The following is a 23,596-nucleotide window of genomic DNA, read 5'->3' as shown; positions in this document are numbered from 1 at the left end:
CCGGTGTGGTAGGCTCGCATTGTTGCGATAAATCAAACACAATAGGGGCCATTGTGCTCTAAATGTATTACCGAGGTCCCCATGCGAATTTTGCTCGCCGAAGATGATAGCGTACTTGCCGATGGCTTAACGCGGTCCCTGCGCCAGTCCGGCTACGCCATCGATTGCGTCAAGAACGGCCAGGATGCCGACACCGCCTTGTCCACCCAGGAGTTCGACCTTCTGATCCTCGACCTCGGCCTGCCCAAGCTGTCCGGCCTGGAAGTGCTGCGCCGCCTGCGCGCCCGCTCGTCCCTGCTGCCGGTGCTGATCCTCACCGCCGCCGATTCGGTCGAGCAGCGCGTCGAGGGCCTCGACCTCGGCGCCGACGACTACATGGCCAAGCCCTTCGCCCTGTCCGAGCTGGAAGCGCGGGTGCGCGCCCTCACCCGCCGCGGCGCCGGCGGCGGCCCCACCGTCGTGAAACACGGACCGCTGGTGTACGACCAGGTCGGCCGCAGCGCCTACATCAACGACCAGATGCTCGACCTGTCGGCGCGCGAGCTGGGCCTGCTCGAAGTGCTGCTGGCGCGCACCGGCCGCCTGGTGTCGAAGGAGCAGCTGGTCGACCACCTGTGCGAATGGGGCGAGGAGGTCTCGAACAACGCCATCGAAGTGTACGTGCACCGCCTGCGCAAGAAGATCGAGGTCGGCGGCGTGCGCATCGCCACCGTGCGCGGCCTCGGCTACTGCCTCGAAAAATACTCCGACGTCCCGCGCGGCGCCACGCTCGACACCAAGTGAACGACCGCGACGCCGGGCTCGACGCGGGCCCGCCCGAACCGCCGGGAGCCGTGCCGGCGGCGCCGCCCGCCCCGCTCTACGTCCCGCCCAACCCCGAGCCGGACGAGAACATCCGCCACTCGCTGTTCGGCGAGATCCTCGACTGGATGCTGGCGCCGCTGCTGCTGCTGTGGCCGATGAGCATCGCGATCACCTACCTGGTGGCGAAGTCGATCGCCAACCAGCCCTTCGACGATGCGCTGGAAGACCGCGTCACCGTGCTGTCGCAGCAGATCCGCACCGAGTCCGGCCGCCCGGTGGTGCAGCTGCCCGGCAGCGCGCGCGACGTGCTGCGCGCCGACGACGTCGACAGCGTCTACTTCCAGATCAGCGGCCCGGCCGGCCTGCACCTGGACGGCGACCGCGACCTGCCGCGCCCGCGCCCCGGCAGCGGCGACGAGCTGGCGCGCGGCGGCGCGGTGGTGTTCCGCAACGACAGCATCCACGGCACGCCGGTGCGGGTCGCCTATTCCTACGTGAACCTGGACCCGCTGCGCGAGCCGGGCACGGCGTCCGACCCGGCGCCTGAGCTGGCGCTGGTGCAGGTGGCCGAAACGCTGGACAAGCGCGCCAACCTCGCCAACGAGATCATCAAGGGTGTGATCCTGCCCCAGTTCATCATCCTGCCGGTGATCCTGGCCCTGGTCTGGTTCGCGCTCTCGCGCGGCCTGTCGCCGCTGGCCGAGCTGCAGGAGCGGATCCGCGCGCGGCCCCAGGACGATCTGTCGCCGATCGACCCGCGCCAGGTGCCGGAAGAGATCTCGCCGCTGGTCGGTTCCTTCAACGACATGCTCGAGCGCCTGGCGCAGACGGTGGAAATGCAGAAGCGCTTCATCGCCGACGCCGCGCACCAGATGAAGACGCCGCTGGCCGGCATGCGCATGCAGTCCGAGCTGGCGCTGCGCCAGGTCGACCCGGGCGAGATCCACCGTTCGCTCGAGCAGCTGGCCAAGAGTTCGGAATCGGCCACGCGCCTGGTCAACCAGCTGCTGGCCCTTGCCCGCGCCGAGAACCAGCCGCACGCCGGCCTGGCGTTCGAAGAGATCTGCCTGGCCCAACTGGCGCGCGCCACCGTGCAGGACTGGGTGCAGGCCTCGTTCGCGAACCGGATCGACCTCGGTTTCGAGCCGCCCGATGCGCCCGGCGACGGCGAATTGCACATCGCCGGCAACGCCCTGATGCTGCGCGAGCTGCTGTCGAACCTGATCGACAACGCGCTGCGCTACACGCCATCGGGCGGCAGCGTCACGGTGCGGGTGCGGCGCGACGGCGAACACGCGCTGCTCGAAGTCGAGGACACCGGCCCCGGCATCGCGCCCGCCGAACGCGCCCACGTGTTCGAGCGCTTCTACCGCATCCTCGGCAGCAATGTAGCCGGCAGCGGCCTGGGGCTGGCCATCGTGCGCGAGATCGCCCAGCAGCACGGCGCCGAGATCGACATCTTCAACAACCCGCGCAGCCATTCCAAGAAGTACCCGGGCAGCCTGTTCCGCCTGACCTTCCCGCCACCCGTCCAGGAACCCCTCGATGCCGACTGAATCCGATCACGCGCGCCTGCTGGCAGTCAGAAGCGCCCACTGGGAGCGCACCCGGCGCATGACCGCGGTGCTGCTGGTGCTGTGGCTGGTCACCTGCTTCGGCACCATCTTCTTCGCGCGCGAGCTGTCGCACTTCTCCATCTTCGGCTGGCCGCTCTCGTTCTACATGGCGGCGCAGGGAGCTTCGCTGGTGTCGCTGGCCGTGATCGCCTTCTACGCCTGGCGCATGCGGGTGCTGGACCGGCGCCACCTGGCCACGCTGGACCAGACGAAGGACAACGCGTGAACGCCAAGCCGCCCTACTTCCGCAAGCTGTCGCGCTACTACCTCTGGTACACCGCCTGCTTCGCCCTGTTCCTGGTGGCCCTGGCCCTGCTCGAGCAGGAGGGCATGCCGCGCCTCTGGATCGGCTACATCTTCATGTTCGCCACCATCGCCCTGTACGCCACCATCGGCGTCATCGCGCGCACCTCCAACGTCACCGAATACTACGTGGCCGGGCGCCGCGTGCCGGCCCTGTTCAACGGCATGGCCACCGCCGCCGACTGGATCTCGGCGGCCAGCTTCATCAGCCTGGCCGGAGGGCTCTACCTGTACGGCTTCGACAGCCTGGCCTACATCATGGGCTGGACCGGCGGCTACGTGCTGGTGGCCCTGCTCATCGCGCCCTACTTGCGCAAATTCGCGCAGTACACCATCCCCGACTTCCTGGCGGCGCGCTACGGCGGCGGCGCGGGCGGGCGCGGCGGGCCGGTGCGCGCGCTGGCGGTCGGCGCCACCATCGTGGTCTCCTTCACCTATGTGGTGGCGCAGATCTACGCTGTCGGGCTGATCTGCTCGCGCTTCACCGGGGTCGACTTCTCGGTCGGGATCTTCCTCGGCCTGGCCAGCATCCTGGTGTGCTCCTTCCTGGGCGGGATGCGCGGCATCACCTGGACCCAGGTGGCGCAGTACATCATCCTGCTGGTCGCTTTCCTGATTCCGACCATCTGGCTGTCGGCCAAGCACGCCGACAATCCGGTGCCGCAGGTGGCCTACGGTTCGCTGCTCCCCAAACTGGCGGCGCGCGAAGCGCAGCTGGCCAGGGACCCGCGCGAGGAACAGGTGCGCGCCGAATTCCGGCGCCGCGCCGACGAATACGCGGCCCGCATCGCGGCGCTGCCGGCGTCCTGGGAGGCCGGCAAACTGGACGCGCAGCGCGCGCTGGCCGAGGTCCGCGCCCGCAATGCCTCGCTGGGCGAGGTGCGCCAGGCCGAGCGCGACCTGAACACCTATCCGGGTTCGGTCGACGAGGCGCGCGCCCGGTGGCGCGACGCTAGAGACGCGAATCTCGCGCGGGCACGCCCGCCCGAGCCGCACGCCACGCCCTTCCCCGGCGCCACCGAAGCGGAATCCGACAAGCGCCGCAACAACTTCATGGCCGTGGTGTTCTGCCTGATGTTCGGCACCGCCGCCCTGCCCCACATCCTGATGCGCGCCTACACCACGCCCTCGGTCAACGAGACCCGGGTGTCGGTGTTCTGGACCCTGTTCTTCATCCTGCTGATCTACCTGACGATTCCGGCGCTGGCCGTGCTGGCCAAGTACGACATCTACACCTCGCTGGTGGGCAGCGACTACAGCGCGCTGCCGACCTGGATCTCCTACTGGGCCAACGTCGACAAGGTCTCGCCACTGATCAAGGTGGCCGACATCAACGGCGATGGCATCGTCCAGCTGGCCGAACTGGCGATCGACGCCGACGTGCTGGTGCTGGCCACGCCGGAGATCGGCGGCCTGCCCTACGTGATCTCGGGCCTGGTCGCGGCCGGCGGCCTGGCGGCGGCGCTGTCCACCGCGGATGGCCTGCTGCTGGCGATCTCGAACGCGCTGTCGCACGACGTCTACTACAAGATGGTCGACCCGGGCGCCTCGACACAGAAGCGGGTGACGATCTCGAAACTCCTGCTGCTGGCGGTGGCCTTCATCGCGGCCTATGCGGCGTCGCAGCGGCCGGCCGACATCCTGTCGCTCGTCGGGGCGGCCTTCTCGCTGGCCGGGTCGACCCTGTTCCCGGTGCTGGTGCTGGGCGTGTTCTGGAAGCGCGCCAACCATACCGGGGCGATCGCCGGCATGGTGACGGGGCTGATGGTCTGCCTGTGGTACATGCTGCGCGCCAGTCCGACGCTGGGCGGCAGCCTGGATGCGTCCTGGCTGGGCATCCAGCCGCTGGCGGCGGGCGTGTTCGGGGTGCCGGCGGGGCTGCTGGCCACCGTCGCCGGCAGCCTGCTCAGCGCGCCGCCGAGCAGGACCAGCGAAGGGATGGCCGACTACATTCGCGCGCCGGAACAGGAAGGCTAAACGAAGAAGTCCCAGTCCGTGGCGGCGCGCTGGTGACCCACCATTTCGGCCGACTCGACGAAATGGCCCGCCACCTGCTCCAGGCCCATGCCGCCATTCATCGCGCGCAGCCAGAAGGCCATGCCGTCGGCATCCGCCGCGCGCTTGAACAATGCCTGGTACAGCAGGGCGATGTCGTGGGCGGCATCGCCGTCGAAACCGGCATTGCCCGACAGGCGCTCGTTCGAACCGATCATCGTCAGCGCGATCGCACCCCAGCTGACGCCGTCGTCGTGGCGGTCGGCCCAGAATTCAAAGCCGCCCAGGTCGGCCTGGCGTCCCAGCACGCTCTGGTACATGCCGGCCAGCGTGGCCAGCTGCTTCCCGTTCTCGACCGCGACGATGCCGTCGCTGAACTGCAGCTGCTCGACGTTGACCACCAGCGCCTTCGACTGCGGCGTCGCCTTGCTGCTGACTACCACATAACCGTTGTGCGACACGACGTCGAAGTCGGCGCGCACGCCCGCGAACGCTGCGGTGTCGGCATCCTGTCCGCCGTGCAGCATGGTGCTGCCCTCGCCGGACATGAGGCGGGCGCTGGTGCGTCCATTCGCGGAAGACGGCGCGGCAGGCAGGCCGAAGGTCAGCAGGTCCGCGCCACCACCGGAGAAGACCTGGCTGGAGCCGCCTGCCGCGACCGTGAAGTGCAGGCTGGCGCCATCCCCGGTGAGGACGGCGCCGTCGCCGCGGGCCAGGACCGCGCCCTTGCCGACCACGGCCGCGAAGTCGATGTCGACGAGTTCCAGGCGCGCGCCGTTCGCCAGGCCGGCGGTATCGATCACCAGCGCCGTCTGCTGGCTGCCGGAAGGATCGAAGCCGCGCAGCACCAGCGCGCCAGTGGCGTCGGCCGTGCTCACCGGCTTCACCGTCTGCACCAGCAGGGACCCATACTGCAGGCCCGCCAGGTAGCTGGCGCCGTTCGCCACCAGGTGGCCCTGGTCGCCGGCCGCGTGGCCCGGCGTGGCGGACTTGATCGAGGCGATCAGGAATTCTAGCCCGGCGGCCGGCCCCACGCTGGCGCCGATTCCTGACAGGCCGTAGCCGGCCGGCAGCTGGGCCAGCAGCTGGGTCGCCCCGTTGCCGGTGGCCAGCGGAATATCGGCCAGGCCGGCGGCGCCGTCGGTCTCGGCGCGTCCGCCAGTGACGATCGGCACGCTGACCGAGGTGCCGTTTACACCGCCCGGCAGGGTCACCGGACCGGTCTGGACCGGCATGCCGTCCACCAGCGGCGGGCTCGGCGGGCTGGGTGGGGCGGGCGGCGCTTCGATCGTCAAGGCGATGGCCTGGCTCGCCGCCGAACGGTTGCCGGCGGCGTCCACGGCGACCGCGGTGATGCTGTGCGCGCCCATTCCCAGCACGCTGCTGGTGATGCTCCACGTGCCGCCGGTGGCGAGCGCGGAGCCGATCTCGGTGGCGCCGTCGTACAGCCTGACGGTGACGCCGGACGGCGCCGTGCCGCTGAAGGTCGGCGTGGTGTCGGTGGTGAGATTGTCGCTGTCGGACGCGCCGGTGTCGGAGGCGGCATCCAGGTCGGGGATGGACGGCGCCGCCGGCGCCAGCGTGTCGAAACGCAGCAGCGGGGTCGTGCCGGCGCCGCCGGCATTGCCTGCCGCGTCGGTATAGCTGCCAGCCGTGACCGTGATCGTGGCCACGCCGCCGTCGATGCCGGCGGCCGGGGTGAACACGGCGCTGCGGGTCAGGCCGGAGCCGCTCAATACGCCGAGCGTGCCGCCATCGACAGTGATGTCGGCGCGCGTGAACGTCGCGCCCGGATCCTCGCTGAAGGTGAAGGTGACGGTCGCGCTGTCGCCGATCTTCAGCTGCGCGACGTTGCTGGTGATGCTCAGCGCCGGCGCGACCGTATCGATATGGACGACGAGCGCCGCGCTGGCCGTGCCGACGTTGCCGGCGCTGTCCGTCGCCCTGGCGCTGACCGCATGCGCGCCGTTGGCCAGCGCCGCCGTCGGGACGATGGCCCAGGCGCCATCGACGGCGACGCCGCTGCCGATCGCATTGCCGGCGCCGTCGACCAGGGTGACGGTCGTGCCGGATTCGGCGCTGCCGGTGAAGGTCGGACGGTTGTTGGCGGTGATCCGGTCGGTGGCGAGCACGCCGGTATCGCTGCCCGTCGCCAGGACCGGGGCCGACGGCGCCGCGGGCGCCAGCGTGTCGTAGGAAAACGCGAGCGAGCCGCTCGCGCCGCCATTGCCGGCCAGGTCGACATAGCTGGCGCCAGCCACCGAGATGCTGGCAGTGCCTGCGTTGGTATCGGCGGCCGGTGTGAAGACGGCGGTGCGCACCAGGCCCGAGCCGGACAGCGCGGACAGGGCGCCGCCACTGACCACGATGTCGCCCGCGCTGCCGTCCCAGCTGAAGGTGGCGCCCGGGTCTTCGCTGAAGGTGAAGGTGATGGCTGCGCTCTGCCCGGCCTTCAGGCTCGGGACGTCGCTGGTGATCGTCACCGTGGGGGCGACGGTGTCGAGCGTATAGTCCCGCGTGAATGCTTCGCCGCTGTTGCCGACGGCATTGGTCACGCGCACCGCGACCGGATGGGTGCCGGCAGCCAGCGTCGCGGGCAGGCCCCATGTCCTGCTGCCGACGCTGGCCGTGGCGGCCAGCCAGGCGCCGCCGCCGATGGAGACCTCGACCCGCTCGCCCGAGGCCAGCGCCGCATCCAGCGTGCCGAACAGGGTCTGGGCCGCCACCCGGGTGACCAGGTCGTTCGCGAGCGCGCCGCTGTCGGCCGAGAACTGCAGTGCGGTCGCCTTCGTGGTGGGCGCATCGGTGATGACCTGGATCGTCAGCGCCTGCGAGGCGGCGCTGGTGTTGCCGGCCAGGTCGAACGCACGGGCGGTGATGTCGTGGCTTCCCGCCGCCAGCGTCGTGCTCTCGATACGCCAGGCGCCCCCGGTGGCGACGCCGCTCCCGATCAGGGTGGCGCCGTCGTACAGGTAGACGGTGGCGCCGGCTTCGGCGCTGCCGCTGAAGATGGGCGTGGTGTCGCCGGTGATGTCGTCGTGGTCGGCGCTGCCGGTGTCGGATGCGGCGTCCAGGTCGGGCGTGGAGGGCGCCGCCGGCGCGCTCGTATCGAGCACGTAGGCCTTGGTGTACGACGTGCCGGCGTTGCCGGCGGCATCGCTGACGCGGACCTGCAAGGTATTGCTGCCGGCCAGCGTGACCCCGTCAAGCGACCAGGCAGTCCCGTCGGCGACGGCCGTCGTCCAGGAATAGCCGTTGTCGAGAGAGACTTCGACGCGCTCGCCTGCCGCCAGCGCCGCGCTCAGCGTACCCGCGATGGTCTGCGCGGCAGCTCTGGTAACCAGGTCGGTGCTGGAGCTGCCGGTATCGGCGGAGAAAACGGCGTTCAGCGCCTGGGCGGCGGGCGGCGTGCGGTCGATCGTCACCATCAGGGCGCTCGAGGCCGCACCGACATTGCCGGCCACGTCGATGGCCCTGGCGCTGATCGCGTGTGCGCCGTCCGCCAGCGCGGTGCTGGCGACCGACCAGCTGCCGTCGCCGTTGGCGACCGTGCTGGCGATCACGCTGCCGTCGGTATCGTAGAGCTTGACGATGGCGCCGCCCTCGACGCTGCCCGCCGCGCCGCCGAAGGTCGGGGTGGCGGCATTGGTCAGGTTATCGACCGCGGACGCGCCGCTGTCGCTGGTGGCGGCCAGGTCGGGCACGGCCGGCACGCCGGGCGGCGTCAGGTCGATCGTCAGCGTCAGTGCGCCGGAGGCGGCGCTGGCGTTGCCGGCGGCGTCGGTGGCGATCGCGGTAATGGTGTGCTGGCCCTCCGCCAGGGCGACGCTGCTGTCCACTGACCAGCTGCCATTGCCGAGGGCGGTCGTGGTGGCGATCAGGGCCGCGCCGTCGTACACCCGGATCATAGCGCCGGCCTCCGCGCTGCCGGCGGCGCCGCCGAAGGTCGGCATGGCGACGTTGGTGACGTTGTCGGTATTCGCGTTGGCGATGTCCGGGTCGCCGCTGTCGCTGGCGGCGGCCAGGTCGGGCACCGCTGGCGCCGCCGGAGCGAGGGTGTCGATGACGATCGAGGGCGTGTTCGCGGCGCCGCCGTTGTTGCCGGCGATATCCTGATAGGCGCCGGCGGCGACGGTGATGCTGGCGCTGCCCTGGAAGTTCGACGTCGGGGTGAAGATCGCGGTCCGGGTCGCGCCGCTGCCGCTGACCGTACCCAGGGAACCGCCACTGACCGTGACGCTGCCGCTGCTAAAGCTGGCGCCCGGGTCTTCGCTGAACGAGAAGGTGATGGTGGCGGACTGGCCGCTGCGCAGCGCCGGCGTGGAGCTGGCGATGCTCAAAGTCGGCGGCGTGGTGTCGATCGTGAGGTTCAGGGTCTGGGAGGCGGCGCTGACATTGCCGGCGGCGTCCGTCGCCCTGGCGGTGAGGCCGTGCGCGCCTTGCGCCAGCGAAGCGGTAGGCGTGATCGACCAGGCGCCGCCGGTGGCGGTGACGCTGCCGATCTCGGTCGCGCCGTCATACAGCCTGATGGTGGCGCCGGTTTCGGCCGTGCCAGTGATGGTCGGCTTGTCGCGGTTGGTCAGGTTGTCGCCGACCGTTCCGCCGTCGCTGCCCGGGCTCAGCGTCGGCAGCGACGGCGCGGCGGGAGCGGTGGTGTCGATCGCGATCGCCTTGTTGGCGCCGAGCGAGCCGATGCCGCCGGGCGTGGGCAGGGTCAGCAGGGCGTCGACGCCGTCGGCGTGCGACTTGATGGTCGCGCCGTTCAATGCCAGTGCAGTGGTGCTCGTATAGTCGAGGTCGAAGCTGGTGTCGCCGGCCTGGACCGTATATTCGAAGGTCAGGGTGCTGGTGCCGCTGCCGCTCCTGTAAACGGCGAACCGGTCAGTGCTGCCGGTCTCGAGCTGCAGGGTCGGCACACCGCCCGCGACATCGACCGCGCGGTCGAAGTTCACTGTCACGCTGATTGTGTCGCCGGCCCTGTACGCCCCGTTCGCATTGGACGAAGAGACGGAACTCACTCCCGGACCAGCTGGCTGTATATTGGTCAGCGCAAAGTTGTCGAAGGCCAGGTAAAACAGCTTGCCCATGTTCGACGCCGGGTTGGCAACGAGCTTCAAGGTCGCGATATTTTCCAGGCCTGCCAGGGAGATCGTGTTGTAATGACCCATCCCGAAGTCCGCCGTACCGGTTTTGGTGCCGACCAGATTGTTCGCGCTATCGTAGCCTTTGAATACCAGTTGCTGGTTCGCGTATTGGTAGCTTGTCACACCGATGGACGTCGGGGAAAAAACCTGTCCGCCAGCGAAGGAGAACGTCACCATGGTCTCGCCTGCACCGCCGGTATCCGACGAAATGAAGCCGGCGCCATTCACCAATGCGACGTTGCGCTGAGTGCCGTCGATCTTCAACTGATAGGCACTGCTATCGTTGACCCGGTAGATCACGTCATTGGCGCCGCCGCCGTAACCGCCAATGTTCTGGAAGCGGTCGGTCCTCTCGAAATCGACAGTGACGCCCGTGATGCCGAGCGTATCGCGATACAGCTGCGACAGGGACGCATCTCCAGCCGCCGTGGTCTCGATGCCGCCGCTGCTGATTTCCAGGTCCCAGTCGCCGCCCAGCGCGGCGCTGCCGGTGAGATCCGACGAGGCGGCGACGTCGGCGCCGGTCGCGATCGCCAACCCGTCGACGAAGGCCTGCCCCGTGCTGCCGGCGCCGATGTCGCAGCCGTACAGCAGGATGTCGCCGCCGGCGGCCAGGCTGGCGCCGATCGTGCGCAGCGCCTCCGCATGCGTGCCGAGCGCCGCGGAATCGAGCAGCAGGGTGCCGAGGCCGACGCTGCCGGCGGCGCCGTGCGACACGATGTGCAAAGCGTCGATGCCGGCGCGGCCCGCGAGGGCGTCGGCGATCTGCCGCAGGCCATCCCGGGTCGCATCGAGGATGATGACTTCCTTGCCCGCGCCCATGGCGCCGATCAGGGTCGTGATGTCGGGAACGTTGTCCTCGATGAAGACGATTTCCTTGCGTGCGGCGGCGATCACGAGCTGGTCGGCCGCGGTATCGGTGGTGCTGGACATCATGCTGTTTTTCCTGGTTGTGCTGGCTGGCTGGTGATGACGTTGGCGGCGCTGCCGGCCTTGTCGTTCCAGAAGGACATCTTGTCGAAGCGCTCGAACAGGTCGGGCGGAATGATCGTGGGACGCGGAGTGAACTTCACTTGCGCCTTGACGCGGTGCAGGTCCGGGGCGCCCAGGCGGTCGTCGAACTCGTCGGCCTGGTAGGCGACGTTGTCGAAGTCATGCTCGAAACGGGGTTCGCCAAGGAAGTCGTAGACCAGGCCCATCACCTTGGCCGGCGCACGCGCCAGCAGTTCATAGTCGACCACCAGCAGCGAAGACGCGTGCTCGCCATAGAAGGCCTCGCGCAGCGCCGACCAGGCGAAGCCGACGGTGCTGTCGTGCTGGGCCAACCCTTCCAGCCGGCTGTAGACGGTGCGCGCATTGGCGCCGAACAGGCGCGTGCCCTCATAGGGATTGGCACGGTGCAGGCGCTCGAAGCTGTCCATGACCCAGGCCACGTTGCGCACGCAGGCGATCACCTTCGCGCCGGGAAACAGGTCGTGCAGCATCGGCATGCGGGCGCACCACCCGCGGTTGGTGTCGAACACCACCTCCCTGTCGATATCCGCGTAATACGTGTCGAACAGGCCGCGCACCAGGGCGCGGCGCTTGTCGGCGCCGACTACCGGTGCGAATTCGCTGCCGGCACTGACTTGCCCGAGCACCGCGGTGCAGAGCGACCCAACCGGGCTCGTCATGCCGGCATGGAAGCGCGGATTCTGCAGCAGGATGCCGGACAGCAGGGTCGAGCCGGAGCGCGGTAGACCGGAGATGAAGTGGAATGTGCGATGCGGAGAGGTCATACCCGGAAATCATGGACAAACGATCGTTCTTGATAATGTCTCAAAAGGAAATTGCTCACAATCAATAGATGACGAAATTGCCGATTTCCCAGCCAACCGTTGGATTTCGGTCTTATCGAAAAATCACCCCCCCCCGATCGGATCGCCTTCACGTCTCGCGCATGCGTCCAGCATGAAAGCACTTCCGCCCATTTTGCCGGCGCATCAATACTGGTATGGTGGCCGGGCCTGCATGGCCCACGACTACTATAACGAGCGATCCGATGTCCATCCTTTCCCGCACGCTGCCCGCCGCAGCCATCCTTGCCCTCCTCGCCGCGGCACCTGCCCAGGCCGAGGCCCCGGCTCCGGTCCCGATCGAAGCCTTCTTCTCCAAGCCGCTGCTGGAAGACGCGGCGCTGTCCCCGAGCGGCCGCTACCTGGCCGCGATCTCGGGCGCGCCCGGCCGGCGCGACGCGCTGGTGGTGCTCGACCTGCAGGACAACAAGCCGCGCCTGGTCGCCGGCTTCAGCGATGCCGACATCCTCGACTTCCAGTGGGTGAACGACGAGCGCCTGCTGTACAACGTCAGCGACAAGCAGACCGGCCCGGGCGGCCAGGTCCTGGGCAGCGGCCTGTATGCGGTCAACCGCGACGGCTCAGCCATGCGCCAGCTGGCCAACCGGCGCGCGCCGCAGGAGACCATGGCGACCGGCTCCAACATCAACCGCCGCCTGCTGTCCTGGAATACCTTCATGCTGGGCCAGCGCGGCGCCCAGGATTCGAGCCGGGCCTACGTCGTCAGCCCCGAATTCAACAACCTGGGCGAGGTCCGCACCGTCAACCTGCTGCAGCTCGACACGCTGACCGGACAGGTGAAGACGGTCAAGCGCCCCGGCAACGTCGACCGCTGGCTGCTCGACAACGCGGGCGAGCCGCGCCTGGCCACCCAGAGCGAGGGCGGCAAGACCACCATCCACTACCGCGAACCGGGTGGCGACGACTGGCGCACCATCGCCGAATTCGCCACTTATACTGGCAGCCCGGGCGCCTTCGCGCCGGTCGGCTTCGGCTCCGACGGCGCCCTGTTCGTGCTGGCCCAGGCGGGCCAGGACACCGCATCGCTGCACACCTTCGACCTGGCCAGCGGCAAGCTCAGTCCCGAGCCGGTGGTGGTTACGCGCGGCTACGACTTCACCGGCGGCCTGGTGACGCGGCGCGGCAAGGTGCTGGGAGTGTCGATCGAGACCGACGCCCGCGCCAACGTCTGGTTCGACAAGGACATGCAGGCGGTCCAGGAAGCCGTCGACAAGCAGCTGCCCAGCACCGTCAATACGATCTCGGTACCTTCGCAGCCGGACGCGCAATGGGTGCTGGTGCGCTCGTACTCGGACACCCGGCCGGTGTTCTACCGCGCCTACAACACCAGGACCGGCGCCCTGGTCGCGGTCGGCCGCAGCCGCGACGGCATCGACCCGGCCCGCATGGGACGCCAGGAACCGGTGCGCTACAAGGCGCGCGACGGGCGCGAGATCCCGGCCCTGCTGACCTTGCCGGCCGGCGGCGCGAAGAAGAACCTGCCGCTGGTGATGCTGGTGCACGGCGGCCCCTATGTGCGCGGCAACCACTGGGGCTGGAATGGGCAGACCCAGTTCCTGGCGTCGCGCGGCTACGCGGTGCTGGAACCCGACTTCCGCGGCAGCCGCGGCTACGGCCAGGCCCACTACCGCGCCGGCTGGCGCCAGTGGGGCCTGGCGATGCAGGACGACGTCGCCGACGGCGCGCGCTGGGCGATCGCCCAGGGCTACGCCGATCCGCAGCGCATCTGCATCGCGGGCGGCAGCTACGGCGGCTATGCGGCGCTGATGGGCCTGGTGAAGGACCCGGATCTGTACAAGTGCGCGGTCAACTACTTCGGCGTCACCGACATCAACCTGCTGTACGACGGCCACTGGAGCTTCAAGTCCGACCTGCAGGACGACTACCGCATCCACGGCATGCCGCTGCTGGTCGGCGACCAGGTCAAGGATGCGGCCCAGCTCAAGGCAACCTCACCGATCGAGCAGGCGGCGCGCATCACCCAGCCGGTCCTGCTGGCCTACGGCGGCGCCGACCGCCGCGTGCCGATCTACCACGGCAGCAAGTTCCGCGACGCGGTGGCGGCGCACAACAAGGAGGTGGAGTGGGTGATGTATCCAGAGGAGGGGCATGGTTGGTCGCTGCTGGAGACCAGGGTGGATTTCTGGGGGCGGGTGGAGAAGTTTTTGGATAAGCACATTGGGACGGGGGCCAACAAGTAGTCAACGGCTGCTCAACAAAATTGGATTCCGGCCTTCGCCGAAATGACGGGCCCCTGCTAACGCAAGAATTAAGTTAACGCTGTTCATCCATCAGCTTCAAAACCGTCATCCCGGCGAAGGCCGGGATCCAGGTTCGTCGCGTACCACAAACGCAAACAAAAACGGGCGCCTCGGCGCCCGTTTCGTCAACAGCAGATCGAATTACTGAACAACCGTCTGCGCCTGCCCTTCCTCACGCGCACGAATCTCGCCAATGCGATACACCGTCTCCCCCGCCGCCTTCAGCTGGGCGATGGCCGCATCCGCATTTTCTTTTGAGACGATCACGGTCATGCCGATGCCGCAGTTGAACACGCGGTGCATTTCCGAATCCGCCACGCCGCCGTGCTGCTGCAGCCAGGTGAACAGCGGCGGCATGGTCCACGACGAGGCGTCCAGCACGGCGGTCAGGTTCTCGCCCAGCACGCGCGGGATGTTCTCGACCAGGCCGCCGCCGGTGATGTGCACCAGGCCCTTCACTTCCATCGCCGCGATGAGGGCCAGGATCGGCTTCACGTACAGGCGGGTCGGCGCCATCAGCACGTCGGACAGTTTACGGCCGTGGAAGTCGGCTTCCAGGTCCGGCTTGGCGACCGAGATGATCTTGCGCACCAGCGAGTAGCCGTTCGAGTGGATGCCCGACGAGGCCAGGCCCAGCACGACGTCGCCCGGCACGATCTTGCTGCCGTCGATGATCTGCGATTTTTCCACCGCGCCGACGGCGAAGCCGGCCAGGTCGTATTCGCCGTCCGGGTACATGCCCGGCATCTCGGCGGTCTCGCCGCCCAGCAGGGCGCAGCCGGACTCTTCGCAGCCCTGGGCGATGCCCTTGACCACGGCGGTCGCGGTCGGCACGTCCAGCTTGCCGCATGCGAAATAATCGAGGAAGAACAGCGGTTCCGCGCCCTGCACCAGGATGTCGTTCACGCTCATCGCCACCAGGTCGATGCCGACCGTGTCGTGGCGGTTCAGCTCGAAGGCCAGTTTCAGCTTGGTGCCGACGCCGTCGGTGCCCGAGACCAGGACCGGTTCCTTGAACTTCTTGCTGATCTCGAACAGGCCGCCGAAACCGCCGATGCCGCCGAGGACACCTTCGCGCATGGTGCGCTTGGCGAAGGGCTTGATCGCTTCGACCAGGGCGTCGCCCGCATCGATATCGACGCCGGCGTCACGGTAGGAGAGGGAAACATTAGATGGTTGGCTCATGGTATTTGGCAGCGGAGGCGGTAAAATAGAAGGCGGCGACCCAAACCTGGTCAATCCGCTATTTTAACAAAACGGCTTCCATCGAACTCCCGTTTCTACTCGGCTTAACAGAATAACAATATCGGCATGCCCTTTTTCCTGACCCCGGAGCCCGCACAATCCACGTTCCGCCCGGCATCCCGGCTGGCGGTGGCTTGATGATCTCCAGCACAGGCTTGATGACGCCATGAAGCAGCTGGTGCTCGACTTAGGCGCCGAGCCGGCGCACAGCCTCGACACCTTCCAGGTGGGCGAGAATGCCGAACTGGCGCACCTGATGCACCAGTTCGCGCAGCGCGCTTCGCGCGAGCATTACGCCTACCTGTGGGGCGACACCGGCGCCGGCAAGACCCACCTGCTGCAGGCACTGGCGGCCAGCCCGGCCTCGCGCTACATCCCCTTCGACGCGCCGGCCGACCAGTTCACGCACAGCCCGGACGTCACCCTCTACCTGCTCGACGATACCGACCGCCTGTCGCCCAAGCGCCAGATCGACGCCTTCGCCCTGTTCAACCAGGTGCGCGAGCACGGCGCCTACATGGTCTGCACCGGCCCGGTGCCGCCGGCCGTGCTGGGGGTGCGCGAAGACCTGCGCACGCGCATGGGATGGGGCCTGGTCTACCAGATCAAGGGCTTGTCGGACGACGAGAAGATCGCGGCGCTCACGCAAGCCGCCGAAGCGCGCGGTTTGACGCTGTCGGCCAGCGTGTTACCCTATTTGTTGTCTCACTTCAAGCGCGACATGCGGTCGCTGGCGACGATGCTGGACGCCCTCGACCAGTATTCGCTCGAGACCCAGCGCCCCGTCACCCTGCCGCTGCTGCGTGATTTGTTGCTGCAAGAAAACCAGCAGTCGGAAACCAAAGAATGAAAAACCTTGCGCTGTTCGACCTCGACCATACCCTGCTGCCGATCGATTCGGACTACGAATGGGGCGAGTTCCTGGTGCGCATCGGGGCCGTGGACGAGACCGCCTTCCGCCGCCGCAACGACGAATTCTTCGCCCAGTACCAGGCCGGCATCCTCGACCCGGTCGAATACCTCGAGTTCGCCCTCGGCACCCTGGCGCGTTTTTCGCGCGCCGAGCTGGACGCGATCTACGCCCGCTACATGCGCGAGGTGATCGAGCCGGCCATCAAGCCGAAGGCGCTGGCGCTGGTGCGCGAACACCAGGACGCCGGCGACCTGGTGGCCATCATCACCGCCACCAATTACCACATCACGGCGCCGATCGCGGCCCGCTTCGGCGTCGAACACCACATCGGCGCGATGCCGGAATACGACGCGAGCGGAAACCTGACCGGTAAGCTCGTCGGCACCCCGACCTCGGGCCCCGGCAAGATCGCTCACATGCACGCCTGGCTGGAACGATTGGGTGCGCGCTTCGAGGATTTCGAACGCTGCCACTTCTACAGCGACTCGCACAACGACCTGCCGCTGCTGTCGATCGTCAGCCACCCGGTCGCCACCAACCCGAGCGCCAAGCTCGCCGCCCATGCCCAGGCGCAGGGTTGGCCAACACTCCATCTATTCAATGATTAAGAAATTCATCCGCAAGATCCTCGGCGTGAAAGAAGACGGCCGCGACCCGACCCAGCCCGTCATCCTCGGCTTTGACGAGCACAAGATCGACCCGCGCAACGTGTCGCGCAATGCGATCACGGTGACCCAGACCCTGCAGGAAGCCGGCTTCCAGGCCTTCGTCGTCGGCGGCGCCGTGCGCGACCTGCTGCTGGGCGTGAAGCCCAAGGACTTCGACATCGCCACCGACGCCACGCCCGAGCAAGTGAAACGCCTGTTCCGGCGCGCTTTCATCATCGGCCGCCGCTTCCAGATCGTGCACGTGATGTTCGGCCAGGACCTGCTCGAAGTGACGACCTTCCGCGGCAACGGCAGCGACAACGCGCCAAAGGACGAACACGGCCGCGTCCTGCGCGACAATAACTTCGGTCCCCAGCACGAGGACGCGGCGCGGCGCGACTTCACCATCAACGCCATGTACTACGACCCGGCGACGCAGACCGTGCTGGACTACCACGGCGGCATCGAGGACATCCGCGCGAAGACGCTGCGCATCATCGGCATGCCGGAAGCGCGCTACCGCGAAGACCCGGTGCGCATGTTGCGCGTGGTGCGCTTCGCGGCGAAACTCGGCTTCACCATCGAGCCGACCACGCGCGCGCCGATCCCCGTCATGGCGCCGCTGATCGACAACGTGCCGGCGGCGCGCGTGTTCGACGAGATGCTGAAACTCCTGCTGTCGGGCCACGCGCTGGCCTGCCTGAAGGAGCTGCGCTCGGCCGGCCTGCACCACGGTTTGCTGCCGCTGCTGGACGTGGTGCTGGAGCAGCCGATCGGCATGAAGTTCGTGACGCTCGCACTGGAATCGACCGACGGCCGCGTCAAGGCCGGCAAGGGCGTCTCGCCCGGCTTCCTGTTCGCCTCGCTCCTGTGGCACCAGGTGCTGGAGAAGTGGAACGCCTACCGCGCCGCCGGCGAAGCGCCGATCCCGGCCCTGCACCTGGCGGCCGACGACGTGCTGGAAACGCAGACCGAGAACCTGGCCCTGCAGCGCCGCATCGCCACCGACATGCGCGACATCTGGGCCATGCAGCCGCGCTTCGAGCGCCGCACCGGCAAGGCGCCTTATAAATTGCTGGAGCACCCGCGCTTCCGCGCCGGCTACGACTTCCTGCTGCTGCGCTGCGAATCCGGCGAGCTGCCGGGCGAGATCGGCGAATGGTGGACGGCCTTCTATGCGGCCGAAGGCGGTGAGCGCGAAGCGCTGCTGGCGGCGGCGAATGCGCGTCCGCGCGGCGGCGAAGCCGGGGCACCGGCGAAGCGCAAGCGTCCGCCGCGCCGCGGTCCGCGCCGCTCCGGCGGCGAAGGCCCGGCGGCTGCGCAAGGCGGCGAGGAATGATCGCCTTCGTGGGGATCGGCGCCAACCTGGGCGACGCGCAGGCCAATGTGCTCGATGCGCTGCGCCGGCTTGCCCTCCTGGAGGGCACCACCGTGACCGAGACCTCGGGCTTGTACCGCACGGCGCCGGTCGATTCAAGCGGCCCCGATTACATCAATGCGGTGGCCTGCATCGACACCGCTTTCGATCCCTACGAACTCCTGGGCGCGCTGCAGGACATCGAGCAGGCGCACGGCCGCGAGCGCCCCTACCGCAACGCGCCGCGCACGCTCGACCTCGACCTGCTGCTGTATGGCGAGCAGCAGATCGACAGCGATACCTTGACCGTGCCGCATCCGCGCATGCACGAACGCGGCTTCGTGCTGGCGCCGCTGGCCGAGATCGCGCCGGATCTCGTCATTCCCGGCATCGGGCCGGTCCACGATTACCTGCCGCTGGTCGCCCAGCAGGCCGTCAAGAAAGTCTTCTGATATGGGATTGCCGATCTGGTTCCAGACCGCGGGCCTGCTGGTCCTGTCGAACATCTTCATGACCTTCGCCTGGTACGGGCACCTGAAAAGCCTGAACAACCGCGCCTGGTACGTCGCGGCCCTCATCAGCTGGGGCATCGCCCTGTTCGAGTACCTGCTGCAGGTGCCGGCCAACCGCATCGGCCACACCCAGTTCAGCCTGGCGCAGCTGAAGATCATGCAGGAGGCGATCACGCTGTCGGTGTTCGTGCCCTTCGCCATGCTGTACATGAACGAACCGTTCAAGCTCGACTATGTGTGGGCGGCGCTGTGCCTGGTCGGGGCGGTGTACTTCATCTTCCGTTCCTAGAACGCCTCGCTGCGCGTTTCGCGCAAGCGGATTACACTACGCGTTTTCCGAACGATCGTTTTAAAGGATTCCCATGAGCGCTTACCTGCAGGGCGAGAACCCAGCCGCCAACGACGCCTTGAGGCGCGCGCGCAAGGCCGTGACCGCGCCCTCGCTGCTCGCCATGCGCGCGGCGGGCGACAAGATCACCATGCTGACCGCCTACGACGCCAGCTTCGCCTCGCTGATGGACCGCTGCGGCGTCGAAGTGCTCCTGATCGGCGATTCGCTGGGCATGGTCTGCGCCGGCTACGACTCGACCCTGCCCGTCACGGTGGCGGACGTCGCCTACCACACGGCGTCTGTCGCCCGCGGCAACAAGCTGGCGCTGGTGCTGGCCGATATGCCCTTCGGCAGCTACACCACGCCCGTCGAGGCCTACAACAACGCCGTCACCCTGATGCGCGCCGGCGCCCAGATGGTCAAGATCGAAGGCGGCGCCTGGCTCGGCGAGACCGTGCGCTTCCTGGTCGAACGCGGCATCCCGGTGTGCGCCCACATCGGCCTGACCCCGCAGTTCGTGCACGCCTTCGGCGGCTTCAAGGTGCAGGGCAAGACCGATGCCGCGGCCGAGCAGCTGCGCGCCGACGCGCTGGCGCTGCAGGCCGCCGGCGCCTCGCTGGTGGTGCTGGAAGCCATTCCGGCGGCGCTCGGCAAGGAAGTCACGAACATGCTGTCGATCCCGACCATCGGCATTGGCGCGGGTCCCGACTGCTCGGGCCAGGTGCTGGTGATGCACGACCTGCTGGGCGTCTTCCCGGGCCGCAAGGCACGCTTCGTGAAGAACTTCATGGAGGGCCAGACCAGCATCGACGCCGCGGTCACCGCCTACGTGGCGGCGGTGAAGGACGGCAGCTTCCCGGCGCCGGAACACTGCTTCTGAAGGATGGCCATGGACGGGAAGCCTGATACCACCCGTCTGTTCCTGGCCCTGTGGCCGGATCCGGCGGTGCGCCGCCTGCTCACGCAATGGCGCGACGCCTGGACCTGGCCCAGGGGCGCCTCTCCCGTCGATCCGGACAAGCTGCACGTCACCCTGCACTTCCTCGGCGCCCTGCCGAGCGAGCGGCTGCCCGCGCTGCTCGACGGCTTTGCCGTCCCCTTCGCACCCTTCCGCCTGGAGCTCGGCCGCCCGGCCGCGTGGCATAACGGGATCGCGGTGCTGGAGCCGCTTGTGCAGCCGCCGGAACTGCTGGCGCTGCACGCGCGCCTGTCCGATGCCCTCGTCGCCCTCGGGCTGAAGCCGGAGGGACGCGCCTACCGGCCGCACGTGACGATGGCGCGCCGCGCCGGCACTGCCGTCCTGCCGTCGGCAGGGCCGCCGGTGCTGTGGGACGTGCGCGGCTATGCGCTGGTCGAATCGAAGGACGGCGTCTACACCGTCCTGCGCGACTATGGGTGAGCAGGCGTCGTTGCGCACGATGGACGCCGGCGCGCTCGCCGCCGCCCTGGCCGCTGCGCGGCGGCGCACCCTGTCGCTCTTCGATGCGCTGGCGGCCGCAGGCTACGACGACCCGGCGCGGCTGCCGCGCCTGTCGATCGTCAATCCGCCGCTGTGGGAACTGGGCCATGCGGCCTGGTTCGCCGAATGGTTCGTGCTGCGCGAGGCGACGGGCAGTTCGCCGGGCGAGGCCGGCGGCGCGTCCTTGCTGGCGCAGGGCGACGCCCTGTTCGATTCGGGCAGGGTGGCGCACGCGGCGCGCTGGACCCTCGGCCTGCAGCCTGAGGTCATCAAGTCCTATTGCGGCGCCGTGCTGAAGGCGATCCTCGCGCGCCTGTCGCATGCGCCGGATGACGACGCCGCGCTCTACCCCTACCGGCTGGCGCTGGCGCACGAAGACATGCATGGCGAAGCCCTGCTCTACACCTTGCAGACGCTGGGCGCGGCGGCCCCGGTCGAGGAGGACGTCGCCGATTGGCCTGCAGCGGCAGGCGAGATCGCCTTCGCCGGCGGCGCTTTCCAGCGCGGCGGCGACCAGTCGCGCGGCTTCGTGTTCGACAACGAAAAAACGGCGGCGCTGCTTACCGTCGCCCCGCTCACGATCGACGCCGGCCTGGTATCGAACGCCGCCTATCTCCGCTTCGTGCAGGACGGCGGCTATGACGATCCCGGCCACTGGAGCGGGGCCGGCCGCCACTGGCTGGCGCAGCAGGGACGGCAGGCGCCGCGCTACTGGCGCCGCGCTGGGGACGACTGGACCGGGATCCGCTTCGGCCGCCAGGTGGCGCTGGACCCCGCTGCCCCGGTGCGTCACGTCACCCTGCACGAGGCCGAGGCCTGGTGCCGCTGGGCCGGACGGCGCCTGCCGCGCGAGGAAGAATGGGAATTCGCCGCGCATTCCGGCCACCCCGGATTCGCCTGGGGCCAGCTGTGGGAATGGACGGCATCGCCCTTCCTGCCCTACCCCGGCTTCACGCCCGACCGCTACCGCGAATACTCGGCGCCCTGGTTCGGCAGCCGCCAGACCCTGCGCGGCGCCTCCTTCGCCACCGCCCCGCGCCTGCGCTCGCCCCGCTACCGCAACTTCTTCACGCCGGAGCGCGACGACATCTACGCGGGCTTTCGCAGTTGCGCCCTATGAAGGTGTCTACGCGCTGCGCTTGATGACGCCGGCGCTCAGCGCGATCACCAGTCCCGACAGCGACAGCATGCCCAGCGCGACCATCACGCTCGAGTGCGCGGCGATATAACCCAGCACCGGCGGCGCCATCAAGAGGCCGCCGTAGCCCAGCGTCGCCACCGCCGCCACGCCCGCGCCGGCGCTCATGCCGGGGATGCGCGAGGCGGCGCCGAACAGCAGCGGCACCACGTTGGCCGCGCCGATGCCGATCAGGGCGAAGCCGCAGGCCGACAGCAGGAAGTCGGTGCTCAGCACCGCGGTGGCCAGGCCGACGAACATGGCCAGGCCGCCCAGCACCATGATGCGCATGGCGCCGAAACGCAGGATCATGCGGTCGCCGGCGAAGCGGCAGGCGGCCATCGCGATCGAGAAGGCGGAGTAGGCCAGCGCCGCGCTGGCCGGTTCGGCGCCGGTGCGTTCGCGCATCAGGAGGGCGCTCCAGTCGACCAGCGCGCCCTCGACCGCGAAGCACAGCAGCGCCAGCAGGCCCAGGCTGAGCGCGGCCCCGCGCGGCAGGGCGAAGTGGCTGCCGCCCGCGTGGGTCGGGGCAAAGAACATCACCCGCGGCGCGACAGCCAGCAGCACGGCGCCGCTGACAATGGCTGCCGCCAGCGCGCCCTGCCCGTCGCCCCAGCCCTGGCCGATCACCACGCCGCCCAGCGCGGCGCCCAACAGGCCGCCGAGGCTGAAGAAGCCGTGGAAGGACGACATGGTCGGGATGCCGCGCGCGGTCTCGACTTCGCTGGCGTTGGCGTTCATCGCGACGTCCAGCGCGCCGTTGCCGACGCCGAACAGGAAGGCGGCGATGAACAGCAGGGTCAGGTCGCTCAGGCCCATCAGGATGCCGAGCATGAGGACGAAGGCGAAGCCCGCCACCAGCGTCATGCGGCGCGTGCCCCAGCGCGCCGTGAAGCCGCCCATCAGCGGCATCGCCAGCAGGGCGCCGGCGGCGATGGTGAGCAGCACCATCGACAGGGTCGCGGTATCGATGCCGAGGCGCGCCTGCACCACCGGCACGTGCGCGGCCCACAGACCGATGCCGGCGCCGTTGATCAGGAAGACGGTGGAGACCGCCCAGCGGGCCTGGTTCAATGTTGTCGCTGTCATGCACGGACCTTTGCTGCGAGTTGGATGTCGAGACCCGGCGCCGACTGGCGCAGGCGGGCGATGGTGTCTGGCGGCGCGTCGGCTTCGAGCACCAGGTGGTCGAGTTCCGTCAGGCGGCCGAACAGGAAGGCGGCGCTGTCGCCCAGGCGTTCATTGAGCACCGCCGCCGCGCTGCGCGCGCTGCCGGCCAGCATGGCGGCCTTGATGGTGGCTTCTTCCGCATCCTCGGTGGCCAGGCCGCGTTCGGGGTCGATGGCGCAGACGCCGACGATGCACAGGTCGGCGCGCAGTCCCTGCAGCTCGGCCAGAGTCCAGGCGCCCATCACCGCGCCCTTCGCCGCGTTGTAGGTCCCGCCCAGCAGCACCACGCGGGTGCGGCGGAATTCGCCCAGCGCCAGCGCCACCTGCGGGCTGTTGGTGACGACGGTGGCGGCCTGGCCGTCTTCCAGCAGGCGCGCAAAAGCGAGGTTGGTCGAGCCGGCGTCGATCAGCACCGTATCCCCGGGCCGCACGCAGTCGCGCAGCATCTGCGCCAGCGCGTTCTTGCGCGGCAGCTCGCTGATGGCGCGTTCGCCGAAGCTGGGCAGCGGCGCGCGCCGCACCGCGCCGCCGTGCACGCGGCGCAGCAGGCCGGCCGCGTCCAGTTCGCGCAGGTCGCGCCGGATCGTGTCTTCGGACGTGTTCAGGCGCTGGGCCAGCTCGGCGGCCAGCACCCGGCCATCCTGCTCGACCGCGTCGACGATCGCCTGGCGCCGTTCTTCGGCTAATTGCATGGATTCTCCTGTTGAATGCCCGACACTCTACGCAAACACGCAAAAACAAGCAAGTTTACGGATAAACACGACCGTTCCCGCAAAAACAAGGCGGGCATGCACACAACGGCGACA

General features: G+C 68.7%; 17 protein-coding genes and 1 pseudogene. 13 read left to right on the top strand and 5 right to left on the bottom strand.

Going from position 1 to position 23,596, the window contains the following annotated elements:
* Window positions 1–81 precede the first annotated feature (81 nt).
* The 4 genes and pseudogenes from LQ564_RS01150 to LQ564_RS01135 all read left to right on the top strand — a co-directional run bounded on the left by LQ564_RS01150 (window position 82) and on the right by LQ564_RS01135 (window position 4,700).
* Window positions 82–783, top strand: a complete 702-nt coding sequence (locus tag LQ564_RS01150; protein ID WP_231056260.1) for a response regulator transcription factor — start codon at window positions 82–84, stop codon at window positions 781–783.
* A complete protein-coding gene (locus LQ564_RS01145; protein WP_231056259.1) occupies window positions 780–2,360 on the top strand; it encodes a sensor histidine kinase in 1,581 nt (526 codons plus the stop codon). The genes LQ564_RS01150 and LQ564_RS01145 overlap by 4 nt, the downstream gene beginning before the upstream one ends.
* Window positions 2,350–2,550: pseudogene (locus tag LQ564_RS01140) on the top strand (DUF4212 domain-containing protein); the annotation flags it as partial. The gene LQ564_RS01145 and the pseudogene LQ564_RS01140, both read left to right, overlap by 11 nt.
* Window positions 2,551–2,642: 92 nt before the next feature.
* Complete coding sequence (locus LQ564_RS01135; protein WP_231056257.1) at window positions 2,643–4,700, top strand: sodium:solute symporter family protein; 2,058 nt, start codon at window positions 2,643–2,645, stop codon at window positions 4,698–4,700.
* Here LQ564_RS01135 and LQ564_RS01130 read toward each other — a convergent pair.
* Complete coding sequence (locus tag LQ564_RS01130) at window positions 4,697–10,798, bottom strand: Ig-like domain-containing protein (RefSeq protein WP_231056256.1); 6,102 nt, start codon at window positions 10,796–10,798, stop codon at window positions 4,697–4,699. The genes LQ564_RS01135 and LQ564_RS01130 overlap by 4 nt on opposite strands.
* Window positions 10,795–11,640 (bottom strand): sulfotransferase family protein, encoded by an 846-nt coding sequence (locus LQ564_RS01125; protein WP_231056255.1) that lies wholly within the window; start codon window positions 11,638–11,640, stop codon window positions 10,795–10,797. The genes LQ564_RS01130 and LQ564_RS01125 overlap by 4 nt, the downstream gene beginning before the upstream one ends.
* Window positions 11,641–11,903: 263 nt before the next feature.
* On the opposite strand from LQ564_RS01125, the gene LQ564_RS01120 reads away from it, so the two are divergent.
* Window positions 11,904–13,919 carry a S9 family peptidase gene (locus LQ564_RS01120; protein WP_231056254.1) on the top strand — a complete coding sequence of 672 codons (2,016 nt, stop codon included), beginning with the start codon at window positions 11,904–11,906 and terminating at the stop codon, window positions 13,917–13,919.
* Window positions 13,920–14,120: 201 nt separating this feature from the next.
* Here the strand turns inward: LQ564_RS01120 and purM are convergent, their stop codons facing one another.
* On the bottom strand, window positions 14,121–15,164 hold the full coding sequence (gene purM, locus LQ564_RS01115) for a phosphoribosylformylglycinamidine cyclo-ligase (RefSeq protein WP_231056253.1): 1,044 nt from the start codon (window positions 15,162–15,164) through the stop codon (window positions 14,121–14,123).
* A gap of 226 nt (window positions 15,165–15,390) precedes the next feature.
* On the opposite strand from purM, the gene hda reads away from it, so the two are divergent.
* The 8 genes from hda (at window position 15,391) to senA (ending at window position 21,563) form a co-directional block, all read left to right on the top strand.
* Window positions 15,391–16,074: a DnaA regulatory inactivator Hda gene (gene hda, locus LQ564_RS01110; RefSeq protein WP_231056252.1), complete on the top strand. Its 684-nt coding sequence runs from the start codon at window positions 15,391–15,393 to the stop codon at window positions 16,072–16,074.
* Window positions 16,071–16,745 carry an HAD family hydrolase gene (locus LQ564_RS01105; protein WP_231056251.1) on the top strand — a complete coding sequence of 225 codons (675 nt, stop codon included), beginning with the start codon at window positions 16,071–16,073 and terminating at the stop codon, window positions 16,743–16,745. Before hda ends, LQ564_RS01105 begins: the two co-directional genes overlap by 4 nt.
* A complete protein-coding gene (gene pcnB, locus LQ564_RS01100) occupies window positions 16,738–18,123 on the top strand; it encodes a polynucleotide adenylyltransferase PcnB (RefSeq protein ID WP_231056250.1) in 1,386 nt (461 codons plus the stop codon). The genes LQ564_RS01105 and pcnB overlap by 8 nt, the downstream gene beginning before the upstream one ends.
* Window positions 18,120–18,593, top strand: coding sequence for a 2-amino-4-hydroxy-6-hydroxymethyldihydropteridine diphosphokinase (gene folK, locus LQ564_RS01095; protein ID WP_231056249.1), 474 nt, complete (start codon window positions 18,120–18,122; stop codon window positions 18,591–18,593). Before pcnB ends, folK begins: the two co-directional genes overlap by 4 nt.
* A 1-nt stretch (window position 18,594) precedes the next feature.
* On the top strand, window positions 18,595–18,942 hold the full coding sequence (locus LQ564_RS01090) for a DMT family protein (RefSeq protein WP_231056248.1): 348 nt from the start codon (window positions 18,595–18,597) through the stop codon (window positions 18,940–18,942).
* 73 nt (window positions 18,943–19,015) lie between these two features.
* On the top strand, window positions 19,016–19,864 hold the full coding sequence (gene panB, locus LQ564_RS01085; protein WP_231056247.1) for a 3-methyl-2-oxobutanoate hydroxymethyltransferase: 849 nt from the start codon (window positions 19,016–19,018) through the stop codon (window positions 19,862–19,864).
* Between the two features lie 9 nt (window positions 19,865–19,873).
* The gene (gene thpR, locus LQ564_RS01080) at window positions 19,874–20,383 is read left to right on the top strand and encodes an RNA 2',3'-cyclic phosphodiesterase (RefSeq protein ID WP_231056246.1); all 510 of its coding nucleotides are present in this window, start codon (window positions 19,874–19,876) and stop codon (window positions 20,381–20,383) included.
* A 19-nt stretch (window positions 20,384–20,402) separates the two neighbouring features.
* A complete protein-coding gene (gene senA / locus LQ564_RS01075) occupies window positions 20,403–21,563 on the top strand; it encodes a selenoneine synthase SenA (RefSeq protein ID WP_231057337.1) in 1,161 nt (386 codons plus the stop codon).
* A gap of 6 nt (window positions 21,564–21,569) precedes the next feature.
* Here the strand turns inward: senA and LQ564_RS01070 are convergent, their stop codons facing one another.
* The gene (locus LQ564_RS01070; protein ID WP_231056245.1) at window positions 21,570–22,709 is read right to left on the bottom strand and encodes an MFS transporter; all 1,140 of its coding nucleotides are present in this window, start codon (window positions 22,707–22,709) and stop codon (window positions 21,570–21,572) included.
* Window positions 22,706–23,482, bottom strand: a complete 777-nt coding sequence (locus LQ564_RS01065) for a DeoR/GlpR family DNA-binding transcription regulator (RefSeq protein ID WP_231056244.1) — start codon at window positions 23,480–23,482, stop codon at window positions 22,706–22,708. The genes LQ564_RS01070 and LQ564_RS01065 overlap by 4 nt, the downstream gene beginning before the upstream one ends.
* Window positions 23,483–23,596 lie beyond the last annotated feature (114 nt).

The sequence above is a fragment of the Massilia phyllostachyos genome (assembly GCF_021044825.1).
Lineage (GTDB): Bacteria > Pseudomonadota > Gammaproteobacteria > Burkholderiales > Burkholderiaceae_D > Telluria > Telluria phyllostachyos.
This window is presented reverse-complemented; position numbering and strand designations above follow the sequence as displayed.